The following is a 16122-nucleotide window of genomic DNA, read 5'->3' as shown; positions in this document are numbered from 1 at the left end:
CGTTATTCGAAATATAATTTCGCTGTTGTTGTGCTAAATTATCAAAAATAGCTAAGGAAGCGGCATTGAAGCCATCTTCATATGAAACACGTACTTTTCCAATGTTTAATTATTCCCTCTTCAAATCTTCACCGAGCTGTAGTAATGCAGTAACCTTAGCGGATTTGTTTGTTGAGCCAAGGGACCTGACCCCTTGGCTCTTTTTAACATGATTCATAAATAAGAGAATACGATAGATATGAGCGCAAAGAAAAGCTAAATAGGAATTGGGGGATTGTATGATCCAGATATCAGGGGTACCTTTTCAAAATCAAGAAAATGGCCAGCTTGGAAGTGTTGAGAAGACGATCATGCAGCAGATGCAGTCTGCACCAGTTTTGTATTCTTATAATTCCGAGTATGAATTATTTTTTGAACTTACAGTGCGGAAGAACATCATTCAAAGTGCGAAAGAAATGGACAAAAGTCAGGCTGTGTTTACAAGCTTTGAATATGCCCGCTGCAATCCCAGGTACTGGCAATTAACAAGAGCAGGCGGGTTCCTTATAAGGCCTGATGTGCGGCCGGCTGATGCAATTATAGATATTTATCGGAACGGTTCATTTTATGCATTTGAATGTGCCACAGCTATTCCAATCATCTATTACTATGCCATATTGAATAGTATCGGCAGCGAAAGGTTTAATTCACTGTTTCAAAATCTGTATCTTTACAGCTGGCATACAGATACAGACCTGGGCATCATCACCTTTTACTCTGATCATTTTATACCTGGAGACGTCCTGTACGTAAATAATCCTGACTTTGATCGAAAAACACCACATTTCAGGGGTGTTAATGCTGTGCTCCTTGAGGATGGCAGGCTGTTTGGACACGGATTTAATATAAGGACATCAGAAGAAATGATTCGGCTCCTTAATGAGACGAGAAAGCCGGACAGCCAGCAATCAGCATATATAACAAAATTGGTGACCAGGCCTTCTTTCAAGTATTTATTAAGAGCGGCAGGCTGGCAGAGGAACAGCGCAGCATACAAACCACAGCGTCCAATCGTGCATCATAACAAAAGCTCCATTTCATATGTACACTATCTCTATTATTCAATCTAATAGCCGGTCATATCAAATAACCCAGACATCCGCCCATTTTTTTATAGACGGGCTCCAAACTCACCTTCGAGAGTACTATATAGAGAAATTCATTACTCGAGGGAGGTATGATAAATGTATTCAAATCTAAACGCCCCGCCGACTCTTAGTGCAAATGTTCCTCCAAACGTTGCTCCAAATGCCGCTCCAATGCCTGCCTATACATCCCCAGCATATGATTATGGAGCTCCATATCCTGCATATAGCTACAGCTGCCCTAGTAATCGTAACGATTTTTTCTTAATTGTAGTTCTGTTTATTTTACTTATCATTGTGGGGGCAGGCTTTTACTCCGATAACAAATGCTAACTTCAATGCCTATAGGTAAGAATAATGGGAAATAATGATCAACCTAGGGACTTGGGGAACTCCTCAAGCCTTATTTTTATTTAAGAAATACAAAAATGTAATATTCTATTAAGGGATTTATTTCATCCTATTCAAATATTAATCAAAGAGCTGCTATTCTTGGAGTGGCAGCTGTTTAAACATTTTTTAATGCAATTTAATGCAATAGCTTCTTTCTATTACTATAAAGAATCGTGTCTTATACAACCCGATTGCCCTTTACAGGTAAAAAACCACCTGGGACTGGCGGCTCGTTTTGAACAATAGCATCCATTGGGCTGAATGAAAAATTTTTACTTTCTCCTCAACCCAAATTTTTATGAGATATTAAAAAAACTTTACAACATACATAATAAAAGTAACTACTAATAATACAGGCATAGCTTGCTGTGGCAATAGCAGTTCAATTTTGCGTCTGAATACAAATGCCATAATGAAAATAATGATTATTAAATACAACAAATAGCCTTCCTCTGCGATGATTGGCGTTACAGGTGTAAGAAATAAAATGGGGAAAGCCATTAAGAAAAACACAAGACGTCCTACAATTTGTGTTACACGTAAGGATTTTTTTGCCGCAAATATTAAAAATGGCATTGAAATGACGATACCGCCAAATACCCCTCCTGGAATAATAGTATGGTCAAATCGCATCGCAATGTATAGCGTCACGAATAATAGAGCCGCTGTTAATGCATCCACTAGCATCCTATTTGTGCGATAAACATAAAGGTATGCAAGTAGACAAAGTAGCATCCCTAGCATAATCAACACAATCGGCGTTGCTTGCAAAAATAAAATATCTCCAATTGTTAATAATGCATGCCATGTGATAACAACAAATAGCCATTTATGAAACGCTTTAAACTTTGTTTGCTGCACTAGCTTTACCCATCCAATTGTAAAGACAATATAAATAAGACCAGTTAAAGCCGCCATATAGACATCCCGCATTATATATTCTTCTGGATCAAATCTTGTAAGCGTCAATAAAATAATTGTACATATATATGTAAGCATCAATACTAACTTTTTCTTCATAATGATTCCTCCTATTACCATCACTATGGCACAAAAATTACGAAAGAAAATATATTTTCCCCATTTTAAACAAAATAAAGAGCTGTCACATTGACAGCTTTTCATATCCTTATTTAAACAAGCTATACATCGAAAATCTTACCGATAAACATAATCCTTCAGGTTTTTAATATATCTAGTTCGAAAGATTATACAGTATAGGAACTGTAGCACTACAAATCCTACAATAGTGAACGAAGTTGTTTGAAAGACATTTTCAAATCCACCATCTTGTTGTAGGGCATATAGGATTGCAGATGATATAGATGCCCTCGCTAAAGGAAATTGAAGTGGTTTAGTTATAGTACAAATCTTCACGATCTCTTTTCTAATTCTTTAATTCTTTTTTCTGATTTCTTCTTTTGAGACAACACACCAACCGTTTACTTTAAGTCCCTCTATATAGGTCTCTATCTCGATTTCTTCCCGTTCTAACTCAAGGGGGCATAGTGAAACCCAGCATTCATTTAAGGCATAATTCATTGTAACCTTAACAACTTCATAGCCATTATGAAATCCTGGATGGAATCCTGGATCATCTAAAATGTCCCCTTTTACAGGACGAATGTTAGATTCAAATGTTTTTATCACTATTTCTCCGATATTGTTTTCTTTTTGTTCTTTTATGGATGATATAAAAATCATTAAATTAATTTTCATCATAATTACCCTCTTTATATTAAATTGTATTAATTCAGTTATCTTTCTCCATAATACTACAAAATGGTGATATTATCCTTTCACTTATTGAGCTAATCTGCACCGTTAGTTTAAAAGGGGCTTTTTCTTTCATTGATTAAAGTACCTCTGCTTTAACTTGTTTTGTATAGAAATAGCGAACAATGAAAAAGTACAGTACTTGGATGGCAAAGAAGACAGAAAGGACGGTAACTGATTCCTTCACTAGACTTAATTTAGATAGGTGAGATAAGGCGGTAAGTGCGACTGCACCATGAATAATGGCAACAATGATGGGTGCAAAGAAAAGAATCATTGTCTGTCTACTGAGAATCTTCTTTAATTCCTTTTCTGTCAGCCCCATCTTAGCAATAGCCTTGAACTTGTGTTTATCTTCTTCTAAATCCATATATAAACGGAAATAGAGGAAGCTGCCTGCTGATACGAAGAAGACGATGCCGATAAATAATCCAACAAACATAATGGATGCATACTGTTTCTCCTTAACATAGAGCCTATATTCAGTAGGTTTAAACTGGTAATCGTTCAACTGAGGATAGAGCTCTTCTGAAACAGCAAATACCCTTTCTTCCCCATCTGTTACTTGCCAAGCATAAAAACTCATCTCGTCAATTGGTTTCGGAAGTTTTTCATAGTCTTGATCAGAAATAACATAATAAGAATATTGCTCAGGTAAGGCTTTAGAGACTAGAACCTTTCTTGGCTGCAAGGTAATTCCTGAATTCAGCTCTACCGTTTGCTTCATCAAAGCTTCTGTTTCACTAAGCTTTGAGTCTGGATACTCGACTACAATTAATTGTCCTTCTTCCACCTCAATGCTATCTTCCCCAATAAGCTTAGCGAAGCGGTTAAAATCGGATTCCTTTGCAATTAAGGTCCAGCCTGTTGACATTTCATATGAGGTCCACATCATATGTTCAGAGTGGGCTTTAACTTTTTCTTTTTGTAACACTTCATTAATGAGTTGTACATCATGCTCTTCATTTTCTCCGTAAGATTCATAGGAAAATGTAAACGGATTCGTTTTTGAGGCCTCTTTTACAAACGCAGATTGAAATCCGTACAAAGTTCCGATTGCACTAAAAGCAACTGTCGAAACCATCGCTACCATGAAGAAAGTACGTGCGTTATCCTTCATTCGAAATGAAAGGTCTGAGAAGAGAATCATATTGGTGTTTTTCCAAAAAAACTTTTTCTTTGTTTTTAATCGTTTGATGGCAAATACACTTAATTGCGTAAAAAACAAATAGGTGCCAATCGACACAATAATTATGACAGGGATCATGACGTTAATTACCATATCAGTTTCTGCTAACACGGCTGTACCGTAACCAGCTATCAGTAAAACAGCGGCAAGAATTGTTAAGAAGATATTTGCTTTTGGTTCGCCCTTAGACATTTCGTTCCCTTTAATAAGAGTAATGAGTTTATTGCTTCGTAGAATATAGGAAACAAACAAAGAAATAAAGAAAAACAAAGCTATAAAAGCAGCAAGTGTCAAAAGAACGGCTTGTATTGGAATATAGAAATTTAGTTTTTCGTTAAGAATGAGCAAATTTTCACCTAGCAAAAGAATAGCTTTAGCAAAAACGAGTCCAAGTACAATTCCACTTATAGTTGCTAATAATCCAATTACCATATTTTCTAAAAATACCATGGAACGAATTTGCTTCATGGACATTCCCTGCATCATTAACAATCCGAACTCCTTCTTTCGCGATTGTAAAAAAGAGCTCATGGAGTAGAGGATAAAGAAAAATGAAAAAACAAAAATGATGCTAGATGATACTTTCATACCTATATAGGAGCTTGTGTTTATTGAGCTACCTAAAGCTGGGTGAAATGAAAAAATAGAAAAGGTGAAGAAGACCATCACCATAAACATACTGCTTAAAAAGTACGCTGCATATAAACGTTTATTTCGAAAAACGTTATTAAATGCGAATTTGCGAAAGGTCATGCCCATCCCCTCCCATTAAAGAAAGTGTGTCGATAATCTTTTGGAAAAAGGCTTGGCGATTATCACCGCGATGGATTTCCGAATAAAATTTCCCATCACGGATAAAGACGACTCGATTACAGTAGCTTGCTGATTGAGGATCATGAGTCACCAGCATCATCGTTGTTTGCTTTTTTTGATTAATTTCTTGCAGCATCCCCATAACGTCCTTTGAAGACTTGGAATCAAGATTCCCTGTCGGTTCGTCAGCAAGAAGAAGCTTTGGTGAATGAATCATGGCTCTGGCGACAGCCGCTCTTTGCGCTTGTCCACCTGAAATTTCATATGTTCTTTTATTTAGAATTGCTGTGATTCCAAGTATTTCAGCAATTTCTGCTGCTTTTCTTTTCATCTCCGATACTGCTTTCCCATCCAATGTTAGGGGAAGGACGATATTTTCTTCTACTGTTAATGTGTGTAATAAATTAAATTCTTGAAAGACAAAGCCTAACTCACGACGGCGAAATTCTGCTAATCTATCTTTTTTTAGTCTATGCGGGTTCTTTCCGTTGATTAATACTTCACCAGTTGTCGGTTCATCGATTGTGGCAATCATATTAAGTAAGGTAGTCTTGCCACTTCCGGATGGACCCATAATTCCTACAAATTCTCCTTCGTCAATCTTCAAATTAATATCCATTAACGCTCGGTAGGCGACCTTACCTTCATAAATTTTACTGACTTGCTTTACGTTTAGCATCACAAGATCTCCTTTCACTACTTAGATCTGTGATTAGTATATCCTTAAATCACCAAGTGAAAAATCGATTAAGCTTTCACTTTTCTTACAGGGGTGTAAGGTTTTGCGTTTCTGGAAAAATAATACGAAACGCTGTTCCTTCTCCAACTGTTGAATCAACCTCTATCCGATGTCTGAGATACTCCGCTACTTCCTTTGTTAGATATAGACCCACCCCAGTAGATTCTCTAAATTCCCGCCCGTTTTCTCCTGTGAAAAAAGGTGCGAAAACTCGCTTTATATCTGTATTAGGTATTCCGACACCATAGTCTTTTACTTCTAATACTGCTTCATTATCCTTTTCGTATAGGGATAAAAGGATATGGATGCTTTTTCCTGCAGAGTATTTTACGGCGTTATTGATTAGCTGCATGAGCATAAAGTATATCCATTTCTCGTCTGATTCAACCGTAAGCTCCTTCTCGATTTGAAGCTTCGGATACACTTTGTTTCTTATATAAAAGCGTTTATTCTCCCCATTAACTTCATGAATTATTTTCGATAGGACTACCGGTTTGATATGAAAGTCTTGTTCAATAGAACGGAGACGCGCCATATAAAGAACCGTGTTCAAGCCAGTTTTCATTCGGTCCGTTTCCTCACGAATATCAGAAGAGTCTGGTTCATCTAGATTGTGGGCAGATAGCTCAATGACTGACAAGGGTGTTTTCATTTGATGAACCCATTGTTCTATGAACTTTAGATGCTCCTCTTGAGCAGACTCTAATTTTTTTATTTGTGTTTGATAATGCTTATATTGTTCCCTTAATAAGACTTTAAGTGCTTCTGATACGGGAGTTTGTTCTGTTTCTTGTAAAGACCCATCTAATGACTCAAGGGGTTGATTAAGACGGCTATAAAATTGGCGACGACTATAATATTGATAGAACAGATAGCATCCTAAAACAAAAAAGCCCAGGAAAATCCCATACAAAGCTGGTTTTAGTTGGCGGTACCCATCCAGCCAATAAATACCAAAAATAAGGGTAAACTGAATTAACTGTGCGAATATTAGGAGGAGATGTTCTCTGATAAATAATTTCATTTTTGATTCGCTTCCTGCCATATGTCATTAAGCCGATAGCCAGCACCTCTTACGGTCTCAATCGCACCTTTAATACCAATAGATTCAAGTTTCCTTCTGACGCGAGTCATATTCACATTCAAGGTGTTTTCGTCCACATATGCTTGTTCGTCCCAGAGCTTTTCAAGTATGTCTTCACGCCCTGCAACTCGGGGATAACGTTCCATTAAGTACTCAATGATATCCGCTTCATTTTGGGATAAGGTAATGGTTTGGTGCTTAAAATTCAGTTCGAGCCTCTCAGGAAACAACTGCAGCCCCTTTGTCTCTAGTACCCGCTCAACTGTTTGATTCGCATATTCCCCATATGCCCGGCGAAGCTGACTTCGTACCTTGGCCATAACGATTTCCGGATGGAAGGGCTTTGTAATAAAATCATCTCCGCCATTTTCTATTGCCAACACTTGGTCCATCTCCCCTATTCGGGCGGAAATAAAGATGACAGGACATATTGATTCTTTACGAATTTGTCTGCACCAATAATAACCGTCAAAACTAGGAAGATTAATATCTAAAAGCACAAGGTCTGGTTTGTGTTCAAGAAAGGTCTCCATAACGTTCTCGAAATTCATTGCCTTGATAGTCACGTAAGCATATTTATTGATATAGGATTCTAGGTGGTCTGCAATCTTAAGATCATCTTCAACAATCATAATCTTTTGCATAGTCTCTCTCCTTTCTTAGGAACATTATGACATAGATTAGTAAACCCATCACCCTTACAGTGCTGTAAGGGAATTGTAAGTGAAATCAATTTCTCCCCTACCTTTGATTTTATAGAATGTAAATAGGAGTTAAATTAATTGAGAAGGCGGGATAGCATTGAAAAAGTGGATTTATATTATCACTTGTATAAGTATAATGGGTATCGGTTGGAGTGTTTACTTTGAAAATACAACGAGTGGGCTTAGGCCAACAATTTCAGGGTTAATAGAGAGCGAATATAAGCCCCATTATGTAAAAACTGAAACAAACAATTATAAAAAGCTTTGGAATGGAAAATATCGCTATTCATTTACGGGCTACGCTGAGGATGGAAAGAAACAAGAAATCGTCAGAGTTATTGATAAAGAACTGCGCCCATATGCCTATTTGAGAATGTATGCAGAGGGTAGTCTCGGGAAATACTGGGAGGAAGTTCAAGAGGATGAAATACCCGAAAAGGCATTATCTAAACTTAAATAATGAAACTCTTTTAAGTTAGTGCATATTAGGATGATGCACTGTGCATACAAAAGAAGGACTACACAATTTTTTGTAGTCCTTTCATACCGAATTCAATCTAGATGAACTTCTTCTCTTTATTTCCCCATTTGCCTTTGTCAACACTTGCGAAACACAAGTGAAAAGTCTAGCCACACAGTTAGGGAGTTGAGTTTAATAATGAAAAATCTATCGGTAGGAGGAGAAGCAATTTTTTGATACTAATAGAATTTTTTTCTAAAAGAAATAAAGAAGTCAGGTGCTTGACCCCACACACATTAAAGCAACAACCAACACAAAAAAAACCGCACAGTCTCAACAACTGTACGGCACTAATATGTATACTATGGCGGGACCGCCTGGGAATCGAACCCAGCTGACCTGGCACGCAGGTCACGAGCGGTTTTGAAGACCGTGAGGGACACCAGTACCCCATTCAGCCCCGTGGATAAAGCAGTAAACATCTGCTCTTGTTATTTGGCAATAATGATATTATGCCGGATTTCTCGCTGCTTTTCAAGCCTTTAGCTCCAGCTGCCGGTTCCTTTGCCTTTATTCTGGTCCTGGTCTTCTTCCGCTATCTTTTTGAGCAGCTTTTTATTGTTCTTATTGATTTCAAATTGCACCTTGTAAACGCGAAAAAGCTGGACCATAAAGCGGATCCATAGAAAGACGGCAAGTGCGGCGAGGATAAAGAAGATAAGGGTTTCAACGGTGCCTTCAATTGGGCTGAAAAAGCTCATGAAGAGTCCGTAGGCGACACCTGCTGCAATGAGAAGAGCGATGCGCAGGAAAATCTGTAATAACAGCTTATCCTTTTGTTTTTGCAGCTTTTCTTTTTCCTGCTGTAGACTGCGTCTGCTTTCCATTATGTTCCCTCCCTTTTTCCTTATTGTACCATCAAACAATTTTTAATGGCTTTGCCATTTTCCTTATGTTCCACTTTTTATGCAGGAATCGGCTTGTCTCCTTCTCTTCATATGCTTATAATGATAGTAAATAAGTTTAATGTAATGAAGGTGAATAGAATGACAACAGAGCTTACTGGCTGGTTTTTGGTGTTTATTATGTTTTGGGTGGTTGTGCTGGTGTCACTGTTTGCGATCGGCGGCTTTTTTATGTTCCGGAAGTTTTTGAAGCGGATGCCAAAAGAGGATGGTAAATCGATCCTTGATTGGGAAGAGCATTATGTGGATCAGACGAGGAGCCTGTGGGCCCAGGATCAAAAGGTGCTGCTGGAGGATTTGGTGAGCCCTGTGCCTGAGCTTTTCCGAGATGTAGCGCGCCAGAAGATTGCCGGGAAAATCGGCGAGCTGGCATTGAATGAAAAGGCGAAGCGCATTACGGAGGATCTCATCATCCGCGGCTATATTCTGGCGACACCGAAGCGGGACCATAAATTCCTGCGCCGCAAGCTGACTGAAAGACAAGTTGATATGGCTCCTTATGAGCATTTATTTTAGAAACCATTCCACTGTACGTGGAGTGGTTTTTTTCATAAGAAAAGCGCAAGCGCCTTGGTCACCCCCTTTAAGGAACGCAGACTAAAAACGCCACGTCCTGTGGCAACGTCTGCATGACCCCCATCCTGGGGGCCTCAAGACGATCCTCCCGGAAAGGCGTTCTTTGCCTTTTTGGGAGGATTGGCTTGTGACCTCGAGGGGGTAGGCGCTGGAGCTAGACAGTAATCGAAGATAAAAAATATACTTTCTTATTTCCTAACAAAAAAACACCGAAAGCGAGTTCGATGTTTTCACTGTTTATACGGTTGTCTTTGTATCCAATGATGTACCATTGAGCTCATTGTAGATCTTTTTGTAGTTCAGGTACATGGCGATCCGCCAAGGGACGATCATGCCGAAAGCGAGGATCCAGAACATGCCGCTCAGCTGGCCTACGTCGATCGTGGAGCTGAGGATCAGCTTGGCCACAATCCGGACGACAAGAAGGCCGACCAGGATAAAAGCAAAGGCCTTTGATCTTTTTAAGAAAATATCATTATCACGCACTTCAAATGCCGAGGTTTTGATCAGCAGGATTGAAAACAGCATGCCGACTCCGGCAGCTTCTAATATCTCAAGCGGTGTGACGCGAAAGTACGGAAAGACGAACATCAATGCGCCTGTGCTCATGAAAAGCGGCGGCAAGATGATCTTTTTGGCTGAAGCAGGTTTCTTGGCTGCCCGCATCCGGATGAACATGACAAAAACAGCCATGCAGATGGCTCCGATCGAAGAAGCTACAACCATGTTCATAGCATTCATCCTTTTTATGTTTAATATTTACCATTATATTATATCCTAAATTCCTCTGTTTAGAAAATATTTTTCGGGACTTTGGACATCAGGGCAAAAAGAAAAGCCATTTAAGCGGCCTTAAATGGCTTTGAATCAGCTGAGGACCCGGTTGACTGCTTCCAGTACCCGGCCTTCATCGAATGGCTTCACAATAAAATCCTTGGCGCCTGCTTCGATGGCTTCGACGACCATCTTCTGCTGGCCCATCGCTGAGCACATCACTACCTTGGCATCCGGAAATTCCTGTCTGATTTCCTTCATGGCTTCAAGGCCGCTCATTTCCGGCATGGTAATATCCATGGTAACAAGCTCCGGCTTCAGCTCACGGTAAAGATCTATTGCTTCGCGGCCGTTTTCGGCCTCCCCGACGATTTCATGCTCGGCTTTCTTCAGGATGCCGGTTAAGGTGAGTCTCATGAATTTTGCGTCATCTACAATTAATATTCTTGCCATGCTGGTTCCCCCTCGACACTGCAACAGAAATCAATCTATTATTATGTATTTTTCTATATTTTCAAACGTCAAAATCACCTTCAGACAAAAGAGCACATATTTCAATATAACGCAATGTGATGGAGAATTCAATCCAAAGAATACGACAAATTTCGCTTTTCCATCATTTTTCAAGTTGTAATTTAAGGAAAAATGACTAAGTAAAAGAAAACCCGGCATGATCGCCGGGCTATCACTTAGAAACCTTTGAATCCGCCAAACAGAGCTGTGATAATCGAAATGATCTGAGTCATCCAGTTAAAGAACAGCACTATACCCATAACAATCATCAGATATCCGCCGATCTTCATGATTTTTACATTATTGCGGCGGATCCACTGCATTTTGCCGATGAAGAACGACAGCACGAAGAATGGAATCGCAAATCCGAGTGAATAGGCTATCATATACACAAGGCCTGATCCCGGGTTGGAGGCAGCAAGCGCCCATACTGACATAAGGATCGGCCCTGTGCATGGGGTCCAGCCTGCTGCAAATGCCAGCCCGATGAGGACTGAGCCCAGGTAGCCGCCCGGCCTGTTCTTGAATTCCATTCGCCTCTCCTTCATGAGTGCCTCCGGCTTGAAGACACCGACGACCATCAATCCGAAGATAACAATGAAGATTGCGCCGATCTGCCTGATCAGATCATTGTAATCGCTGAATATTCTTCCAATAAAAGAACCGCCAAAGCCGAGTGCGATGAAAATGATGCAAAACCCGAGCAGGAAGAAAAGGGTATGCAGCATGCTCCGCCTTTGCAGCATTGCGTTTTCTTCTTTCAGCTCGCCCACTGACATGCCGGTTATGTATGATAAGAATGCGGGATACAATGGCAGGCAGCAGGGAGAAATGAAGCTCAGGAAGCCCGCTCCAAGGGCAATGAATATATTGACATCTGTCATTCAGGACACCTTCTTTTCCTTGATTCCTTACCATTTTAACAAAAGCCGGCCGAGAAAGATAATGGACAGGTTGTGAACACTTTGTGACCTACTATAATTATATTAAAAACATATAAAGGACATGTTATAATTTTGATAATGTTTTTGTCATATCCGAAAAACTTTCTTTTGAATTTATTACCATTATTCGATATACTGTATGAGTAACTAACATTATTTGTTATAATCTATCATGTTTTTACATGGTTATGAATTGGAAGCATACATATAAACGATAATAAAATGGGGCCTCTTTAAATCCACAGGAAAGGACTATCAGCCGTGGCAGCAAAACAAGAACTACTGTCTTTGATTGAGAAGAAGCGGGCTGAACTAATCCATGTCGCCATGAAAAATGGCCTGCATTCAACTGCTGCGATTAAGTACAGTCAGGAGCTTGACCATCTCTTGAACGAATATAACCGCATTTTTATAAAAAAGGTTCAGACGCAATAGAAAAACAGCTTGGAAGCTATAAAAGCCCAAGCTGTTTTTATTTTGTCTTTCAGGCATTTCCGACTGCGTCTTCCACCCTCTCGACTGAGCCATTCTGCAGCAGGTACATCTTATGGTACAAGCCTTTCAGGGCGAGCAGCTCCTGATGGGTGCCCCGTTCAACAATTTCCCCCTGGTGCAGAACAAGGATCAGTTCGGCATCCTGGATGGTGGAAAGCCTGTGGGCGATGGCAATCGTCGTCCTGCCCTTCCTCATCTTCTCAAGGGCCGTCTGGATGGCCTCCTCTGTCTCTGTGTCGATGTTGGCGGTTGCTTCATCAAGGACAAGGATCTTCGGATTGCTGGCAATCGTCCGGGCAAAAGCGATCAGCTGCCTCTGTCCGCTGGAGAAGGTCGAGCCCCTCTCAACCACCTTGTGATTGTAGCGGTCATCAAGCTTCTCAATGAAGGTGTGCGCCTGAACGAAATGGGCTGCTTCTTCTATTTCCTTATCAGTCATCTCAATATCATGGAGGCGGATATTGTCCTTAACCGTTCCGTAGAACAGAAACGGATCCTGGAGGACAAGGCCAAGCTTCTCCCTCAGCTCTTCCCTTGGATAAGACTTAATCGACTGCCCGTCGATCAGAATGTCGCCCCTTGAGAATTCGTAGAACCTCATCATCAGATTGATGATCGAGCTCTTTCCGCTTCCTGTATGGCCAACCAGCGCCACTGTTTCGCCCGGCTTGGCAGTAAAACTGATGTTTTTCAGCACATCCCGCTTTCCATCATAAGAAAAGCTGACATCCTTGAATTCAATCTGTCCGTCGCCGATTGAAAGCTTCTCTTCCTTCTGGGCAGGCGCGAGCTCTTCTTCATCAAGGAGCCTGAATACCCTAGAGCCGGCAATGATGGCCTGCTGGTACATAGAAAGCCGCTGCATCATATTGTTGACCGGCTCGAAAAAGCGGTCCAGATAGCTGACAAAGGCAAATAATACCCCGATCTCAATCGGATTTTCGAATGATGTGATCCCGAAAAAGCCCAGGACAATCACAAGCGCAAGTGTGTACACAAGATCGATCGCCGGCCTGAGCAGCAGCCCATCGACCTTGATATTCCTCATTCCTGCATCATAATGCTTTTGGTTGATGTCCCCGAATTCTTTTCGGAGGCGCTTTTCCTGCCTGAACACCTGGATGATCCCCATACCCTGGAGCGACTCGCTGAGCTTTGCGTTAAGCTGGCTGAGCCTTTCCCTCATATCCTGATAAAAGCGAGAGCTGTATTTCCGGTACATCTGCATGATCATAAAAATGATAGGAAGAATCACCAGGCAGAATAATGCCAGCTGGACATTCAATGCAAACATGGCGATGAATATCCCGATCAATAGGAAGCCGCTCTGGATGAAGATAACCAGGACGCTGACAAACATATCCTTGATAGCCTCTGTATCATTTGTGACGCGCGAGACAATGCTTCCGGCAGGTGTCTGGTCGAAGTATTTAAGGCCGAGCGACTGCACCTTTGAGAAGACGTCGATCCGCAGCTGCTGAATGATTTTTAAAGCGATTTCCTGAAACTTAAGGAGCTGGAAATAAGAGATCAGGACATTCATGACCTGGATGCCGATATAGCCTGCGCCCAGCAGCAGCAAAGGCTCATATGCCAGGTTCCTTGGTGTCAGGTAATCATCGATGAATATTTTAACAAGGATCGGCCCCATGATATCGCCGATCGTTGTCAGCAATAACAGGCTGAAGGCCAGGATGATCGTTGGTTTATGCGGCTTAGTATAGGCAAGGAGCCGGTATAGGACGCTCCGCTGTTCTTTCTTATTAATATCCTGCTGGTTATGCTCCATGGCTTCTGCCTCCGTGCTCTACAAGTTCTTCAAGCTGCTGGCGGAGATACATGCTCTTATACCAGCCTTCCTGCTCCATCAGCTCAACATGTGTGCCTTTTTGTGTGATTCTGCCCTCATCTAGCACAATGATCACATTCGCATGCTGGATGGCGCTCAGGCGGTGGGCCGTGATGATCGTCGTCTTGCCTGCCCTGTTTTGCCTGAGTCCGTTCAGGATGGCTTCTTCTGTCTTCGCATCGACCGCTGACAGGGAGTCATCCAGGATCAGCACTTCCGGATCCATCATGAGTGCCCTGGCGATTGAGATCCGCTGCTTCTGCCCGCCTGACAGAGAAACGCCGCGCTCACCGACAACCGTTTCGTAACTCTCCGTAAATTGAAGGATATCTTCATGGATATTGGCAAGCTTAGCTGCCTTGAATACTTCCTCCCGCTCTGCTGAAGGGTTTGCAAAGGCGATATTTTCTGCAACCGTGGCTGAAAAAAGGAAATGGTCCTGCGGCACATAGCCGATGGCCTCATGAAGCTTTTCCAGCGAATACTCATCGACAGAATGGCTGCCGAAGCGGACATCGCCTTCAAAGCCGTCAAATTCCCTTATTAATAGCTTAAGGAGAGTCGTTTTCCCGGCACCTGTCTTCCCGACGATCCCTAAGGTTTCTCCCCTTCTCAACTGGAAGATGATATCTTCAAGGACAGGCTTATCTTCGTTCGGGTAATGAAATTGCCTGATATCATAGACAATATCCCCGCTCGGAACGATTTGCAGGGCATTCTCCTTGTCAGCCACTTCTGCCTTTTCAGAGAGCAGGCTCATGATCCGGTCATTGGATGCACGGCCTCTTTCAACGATATTAAAGAGCCAGCCAAAGGCAAGCATCGGCCAAATCAAAAGTCCCAAGTAAGTTGTAAAAGAAACAAGCTCCCCGATCGTCAATGCCCCTGAAATCACATATCTGGCACCAAATGCGACAGACAGGAAAAACGAAATGCCGACAATGATGCTGATTGTCGGATCAAAGAGCGAATCTACCCTGGCGACTGAAATATTTTTTTCCACCACATCATGTGATTGCTTCCGGAAGTCCTCGATATCTTCTTTTTCCTGGCCAAAGGTCTTGATGACTTTGATGCCCGTGATGCTTTCCTGTGTTTTATCATTCAAAGCAGAAAAAGCTTCCTGAGCTCCATGAAAGCGCCTATGGAGGAGCGTCCCATACCAGCTCGTCAGGATGGCCATGAACGGCATCGGGATCAGGCAGATGAGCGTCAGCTTCCAGCTGATTGTCGCAGCCATGGCAATGATCACAAATCCCCCTGTGGCAAGCGAGTCGACAAGGGTCAGGACCCCTGCGCCTGCCGTCTGCTGGACCGCCTGCAGGTCATTGGTCGCATGGGCCATCAGGTCACCGACCCGCTTTCTTTGGTAAAAAGATTGCGGCATCACAGTAAAATGCCGATACAGCCTGTTCCTCAGCTGCCTGGACAGCTTGACGGCTGACCCGAAAATCATGATCCGCCAATAATAGCGCAATATGTACATCATGAGTGCTGCTCCGATCAGTATCAGGAGCCATTTGACAAGAAGGCCGTTTGTCAGGGTATCGTTTTTGATATGGTCAACAACGATACCGATGACTTTCGGCGGAATCAGCTGCAGGAATGCCACAAACAGCAGCAATACAATTCCTGTCACATACGATTTCTTTTCTTGCTTAAAAAACCACATTAAATCTGCAAATACCTTCATGCTTGCTTCCCCCGGCTCTCGTTTTCCTTAA

Annotated in this window: 17 protein-coding genes and 1 tRNA gene; 5 read left to right on the top strand and 13 right to left on the bottom strand. The window is 41.7% G+C overall.

Going from position 1 to position 16122, the window contains the following annotated elements; all coding sequences use genetic code 11:
- Positions 1–278 precede the first annotated feature (278 nt).
- The gene (locus tag AC4E8B_RS10450; protein WP_490218765.1) at positions 279–1109 is read left to right on the top strand and encodes a protein-glutamine gamma-glutamyltransferase; all 831 of its coding nucleotides are present in this window, start codon (positions 279–281) and stop codon (positions 1107–1109) included.
- A gap of 189 nt (positions 1110–1298) precedes the next feature.
- Positions 1299–1457 carry a YjcZ family sporulation protein gene (locus AC4E8B_RS10445; protein WP_490219619.1) on the top strand — a complete coding sequence of 53 codons (159 nt, stop codon included), beginning with the start codon at positions 1299–1301 and terminating at the stop codon, positions 1455–1457.
- 366 nt (positions 1458–1823) lie between these two features.
- On the opposite strand, the gene AC4E8B_RS10440 is transcribed toward AC4E8B_RS10445, so the two are convergent.
- The 6 genes from AC4E8B_RS10440 to AC4E8B_RS10415 form a co-directional block, all read right to left on the bottom strand.
- Positions 1824–2537 carry a hypothetical protein gene (locus AC4E8B_RS10440; RefSeq protein ID WP_490218763.1) on the bottom strand — a complete coding sequence of 238 codons (714 nt, stop codon included), beginning with the start codon at positions 2535–2537 and terminating at the stop codon, positions 1824–1826.
- Positions 2538–2912: 375 nt separating this feature from the next.
- Positions 2913–3239, bottom strand: a complete 327-nt coding sequence (locus AC4E8B_RS10435) for a hypothetical protein (protein WP_490218761.1) — start codon at positions 3237–3239, stop codon at positions 2913–2915.
- A 133-nt stretch (positions 3240–3372) separates the two neighbouring features.
- Positions 3373–5235: an FtsX-like permease family protein gene (locus AC4E8B_RS10430; RefSeq protein WP_490218760.1), complete on the bottom strand. Its 1863-nt coding sequence runs from the start codon at positions 5233–5235 to the stop codon at positions 3373–3375.
- On the bottom strand, positions 5210–5974 hold the full coding sequence (locus tag AC4E8B_RS10425) for an ABC transporter ATP-binding protein (protein WP_490218758.1): 765 nt from the start codon (positions 5972–5974) through the stop codon (positions 5210–5212). The genes AC4E8B_RS10430 and AC4E8B_RS10425 overlap by 26 nt, the downstream gene beginning before the upstream one ends.
- A gap of 85 nt (positions 5975–6059) precedes the next feature.
- On the bottom strand, positions 6060–7058 hold the full coding sequence (locus AC4E8B_RS10420) for a sensor histidine kinase (RefSeq protein WP_490219617.1): 999 nt from the start codon (positions 7056–7058) through the stop codon (positions 6060–6062).
- Positions 7055–7762, bottom strand: coding sequence for a response regulator transcription factor (locus tag AC4E8B_RS10415; protein ID WP_490218756.1), 708 nt, complete (start codon positions 7760–7762; stop codon positions 7055–7057). Before AC4E8B_RS10415 ends, AC4E8B_RS10420 begins: the two co-directional genes overlap by 4 nt.
- 157 nt (positions 7763–7919) lie before the next feature.
- On the opposite strand from AC4E8B_RS10415, the gene AC4E8B_RS10410 reads away from it, so the two are divergent.
- A complete protein-coding gene (locus AC4E8B_RS10410) occupies positions 7920–8282 on the top strand; it encodes a YxeA family protein (protein WP_490218755.1) in 363 nt (120 codons plus the stop codon).
- Positions 8283–8647: 365 nt separating this feature from the next.
- On the opposite strand, the gene AC4E8B_RS10405 is transcribed toward AC4E8B_RS10410, so the two are convergent.
- Both AC4E8B_RS10405 and AC4E8B_RS10400 read right to left on the bottom strand, forming a co-directional pair.
- Positions 8648–8744, bottom strand: a tRNA-Sec gene (locus tag AC4E8B_RS10405).
- A gap of 80 nt (positions 8745–8824) precedes the next feature.
- Entirely contained in the window at positions 8825–9169 is a 345-nt protein-coding gene (locus AC4E8B_RS10400) for a hypothetical protein (protein ID WP_490218753.1), read from the bottom strand.
- A gap of 159 nt (positions 9170–9328) precedes the next feature.
- On the opposite strand from AC4E8B_RS10400, the gene AC4E8B_RS10395 reads away from it, so the two are divergent.
- Positions 9329–9763 (top strand): DUF2621 domain-containing protein, encoded by a 435-nt coding sequence (locus AC4E8B_RS10395; protein WP_490219615.1) that lies wholly within the window; start codon positions 9329–9331, stop codon positions 9761–9763.
- Positions 9764–10060: 297 nt separating this feature from the next.
- Here AC4E8B_RS10395 and AC4E8B_RS10390 read toward each other — a convergent pair whose 3' ends face one another.
- The 3 genes from AC4E8B_RS10390 to AC4E8B_RS10380 all read right to left on the bottom strand — a co-directional run bounded on the left by AC4E8B_RS10390 (position 10061) and on the right by AC4E8B_RS10380 (position 11994).
- Positions 10061–10555 carry a CcdC family protein gene (locus tag AC4E8B_RS10390; RefSeq protein WP_101547531.1) on the bottom strand — a complete coding sequence of 165 codons (495 nt, stop codon included), beginning with the start codon at positions 10553–10555 and terminating at the stop codon, positions 10061–10063.
- Between the two features lie 135 nt (positions 10556–10690).
- Positions 10691–11050: a response regulator gene (locus AC4E8B_RS10385; protein WP_490218752.1), complete on the bottom strand. Its 360-nt coding sequence runs from the start codon at positions 11048–11050 to the stop codon at positions 10691–10693.
- Positions 11051–11286: 236 nt separating this feature from the next.
- Positions 11287–11994: a cytochrome c biogenesis protein CcdA gene (locus AC4E8B_RS10380; protein ID WP_490218751.1), complete on the bottom strand. Its 708-nt coding sequence runs from the start codon at positions 11992–11994 to the stop codon at positions 11287–11289.
- 321 nt (positions 11995–12315) lie between these two features.
- Between AC4E8B_RS10380 and AC4E8B_RS10375 the strand changes: the two genes are divergently transcribed.
- Positions 12316–12489 carry a Spo0E family sporulation regulatory protein-aspartic acid phosphatase gene (locus tag AC4E8B_RS10375; RefSeq protein ID WP_490218750.1) on the top strand — a complete coding sequence of 58 codons (174 nt, stop codon included), beginning with the start codon at positions 12316–12318 and terminating at the stop codon, positions 12487–12489.
- A 49-nt stretch (positions 12490–12538) separates the two neighbouring features.
- Here the strand turns inward: AC4E8B_RS10375 and AC4E8B_RS10370 are convergent, their stop codons facing one another.
- Both AC4E8B_RS10370 and AC4E8B_RS10365 read right to left on the bottom strand, forming a co-directional pair.
- Entirely contained in the window at positions 12539–14338 is a 1800-nt protein-coding gene (locus tag AC4E8B_RS10370) for an ABC transporter ATP-binding protein (RefSeq protein WP_490218748.1), read from the bottom strand.
- Complete coding sequence (locus AC4E8B_RS10365; RefSeq protein ID WP_490218746.1) at positions 14328–16091, bottom strand: ABC transporter transmembrane domain-containing protein; 1764 nt, start codon at positions 16089–16091, stop codon at positions 14328–14330. The genes AC4E8B_RS10370 and AC4E8B_RS10365 overlap by 11 nt, the downstream gene beginning before the upstream one ends.
- Positions 16092–16122 lie beyond the last annotated feature (31 nt).

Source organism: Bacillus sp. SRL543 (genome assembly GCF_984799205.1).
Note: the sequence above shows the minus strand (reverse complement) of the source record. Positions and strands in the feature narration are given on the sequence as shown.

What these genes read in the sequence shown, in the direction of transcription:
- AC4E8B_RS10450 (WP_490218765.1), top strand. Translation starts at nt 279, where the DNA reads ATGATCCAGATATCAGGGGTACCTTTTCAAAATCAAGAAAATGGCCAG.
- AC4E8B_RS10445 (WP_490219619.1), top strand. Translation starts at nt 1,299, where the DNA reads ATGCCTGCCTATACATCCCCAGCATATGATTATGGAGCTCCATATCCT.
- AC4E8B_RS10440 (WP_490218763.1), bottom strand. Translation starts at nt 2,537, where the DNA reads ATGAAGAAAAAGTTAGTATTGATGCTTACATATATATGTACAATTATT.
- AC4E8B_RS10435 (WP_490218761.1), bottom strand. Translation starts at nt 3,239, where the DNA reads ATGATGAAAATTAATTTAATGATTTTTATATCATCCATAAAAGAACAA.
- AC4E8B_RS10430 (WP_490218760.1), bottom strand. Translation starts at nt 5,235, where the DNA reads ATGACCTTTCGCAAATTCGCATTTAATAACGTTTTTCGAAATAAACGT.
- AC4E8B_RS10425 (WP_490218758.1), bottom strand. Translation starts at nt 5,974, where the DNA reads ATGCTAAACGTAAAGCAAGTCAGTAAAATTTATGAAGGTAAGGTCGCC.
- AC4E8B_RS10420 (WP_490219617.1), bottom strand. Translation starts at nt 7,058, where the DNA reads ATGAAATTATTTATCAGAGAACATCTCCTCCTAATATTCGCACAGTTA.
- AC4E8B_RS10415 (WP_490218756.1), bottom strand. Translation starts at nt 7,762, where the DNA reads ATGCAAAAGATTATGATTGTTGAAGATGATCTTAAGATTGCAGACCAC.
- AC4E8B_RS10400 (WP_490218753.1), bottom strand. Translation starts at nt 9,169, where the DNA reads ATGGAAAGCAGACGCAGTCTACAGCAGGAAAAAGAAAAGCTGCAAAAA.
- AC4E8B_RS10395 (WP_490219615.1), top strand. Translation starts at nt 9,329, where the DNA reads ATGACAACAGAGCTTACTGGCTGGTTTTTGGTGTTTATTATGTTTTGG.
- AC4E8B_RS10390 (WP_101547531.1), bottom strand. Translation starts at nt 10,555, where the DNA reads ATGAACATGGTTGTAGCTTCTTCGATCGGAGCCATCTGCATGGCTGTT.
- AC4E8B_RS10385 (WP_490218752.1), bottom strand. Translation starts at nt 11,050, where the DNA reads ATGGCAAGAATATTAATTGTAGATGACGCAAAATTCATGAGACTCACC.
- AC4E8B_RS10380 (WP_490218751.1), bottom strand. Translation starts at nt 11,994, where the DNA reads ATGACAGATGTCAATATATTCATTGCCCTTGGAGCGGGCTTCCTGAGC.
- AC4E8B_RS10370 (WP_490218748.1), bottom strand. Translation starts at nt 14,338, where the DNA reads ATGGAGCATAACCAGCAGGATATTAATAAGAAAGAACAGCGGAGCGTC.
- AC4E8B_RS10365 (WP_490218746.1), bottom strand. Translation starts at nt 16,091, where the DNA reads ATGAAGGTATTTGCAGATTTAATGTGGTTTTTTAAGCAAGAAAAGAAA.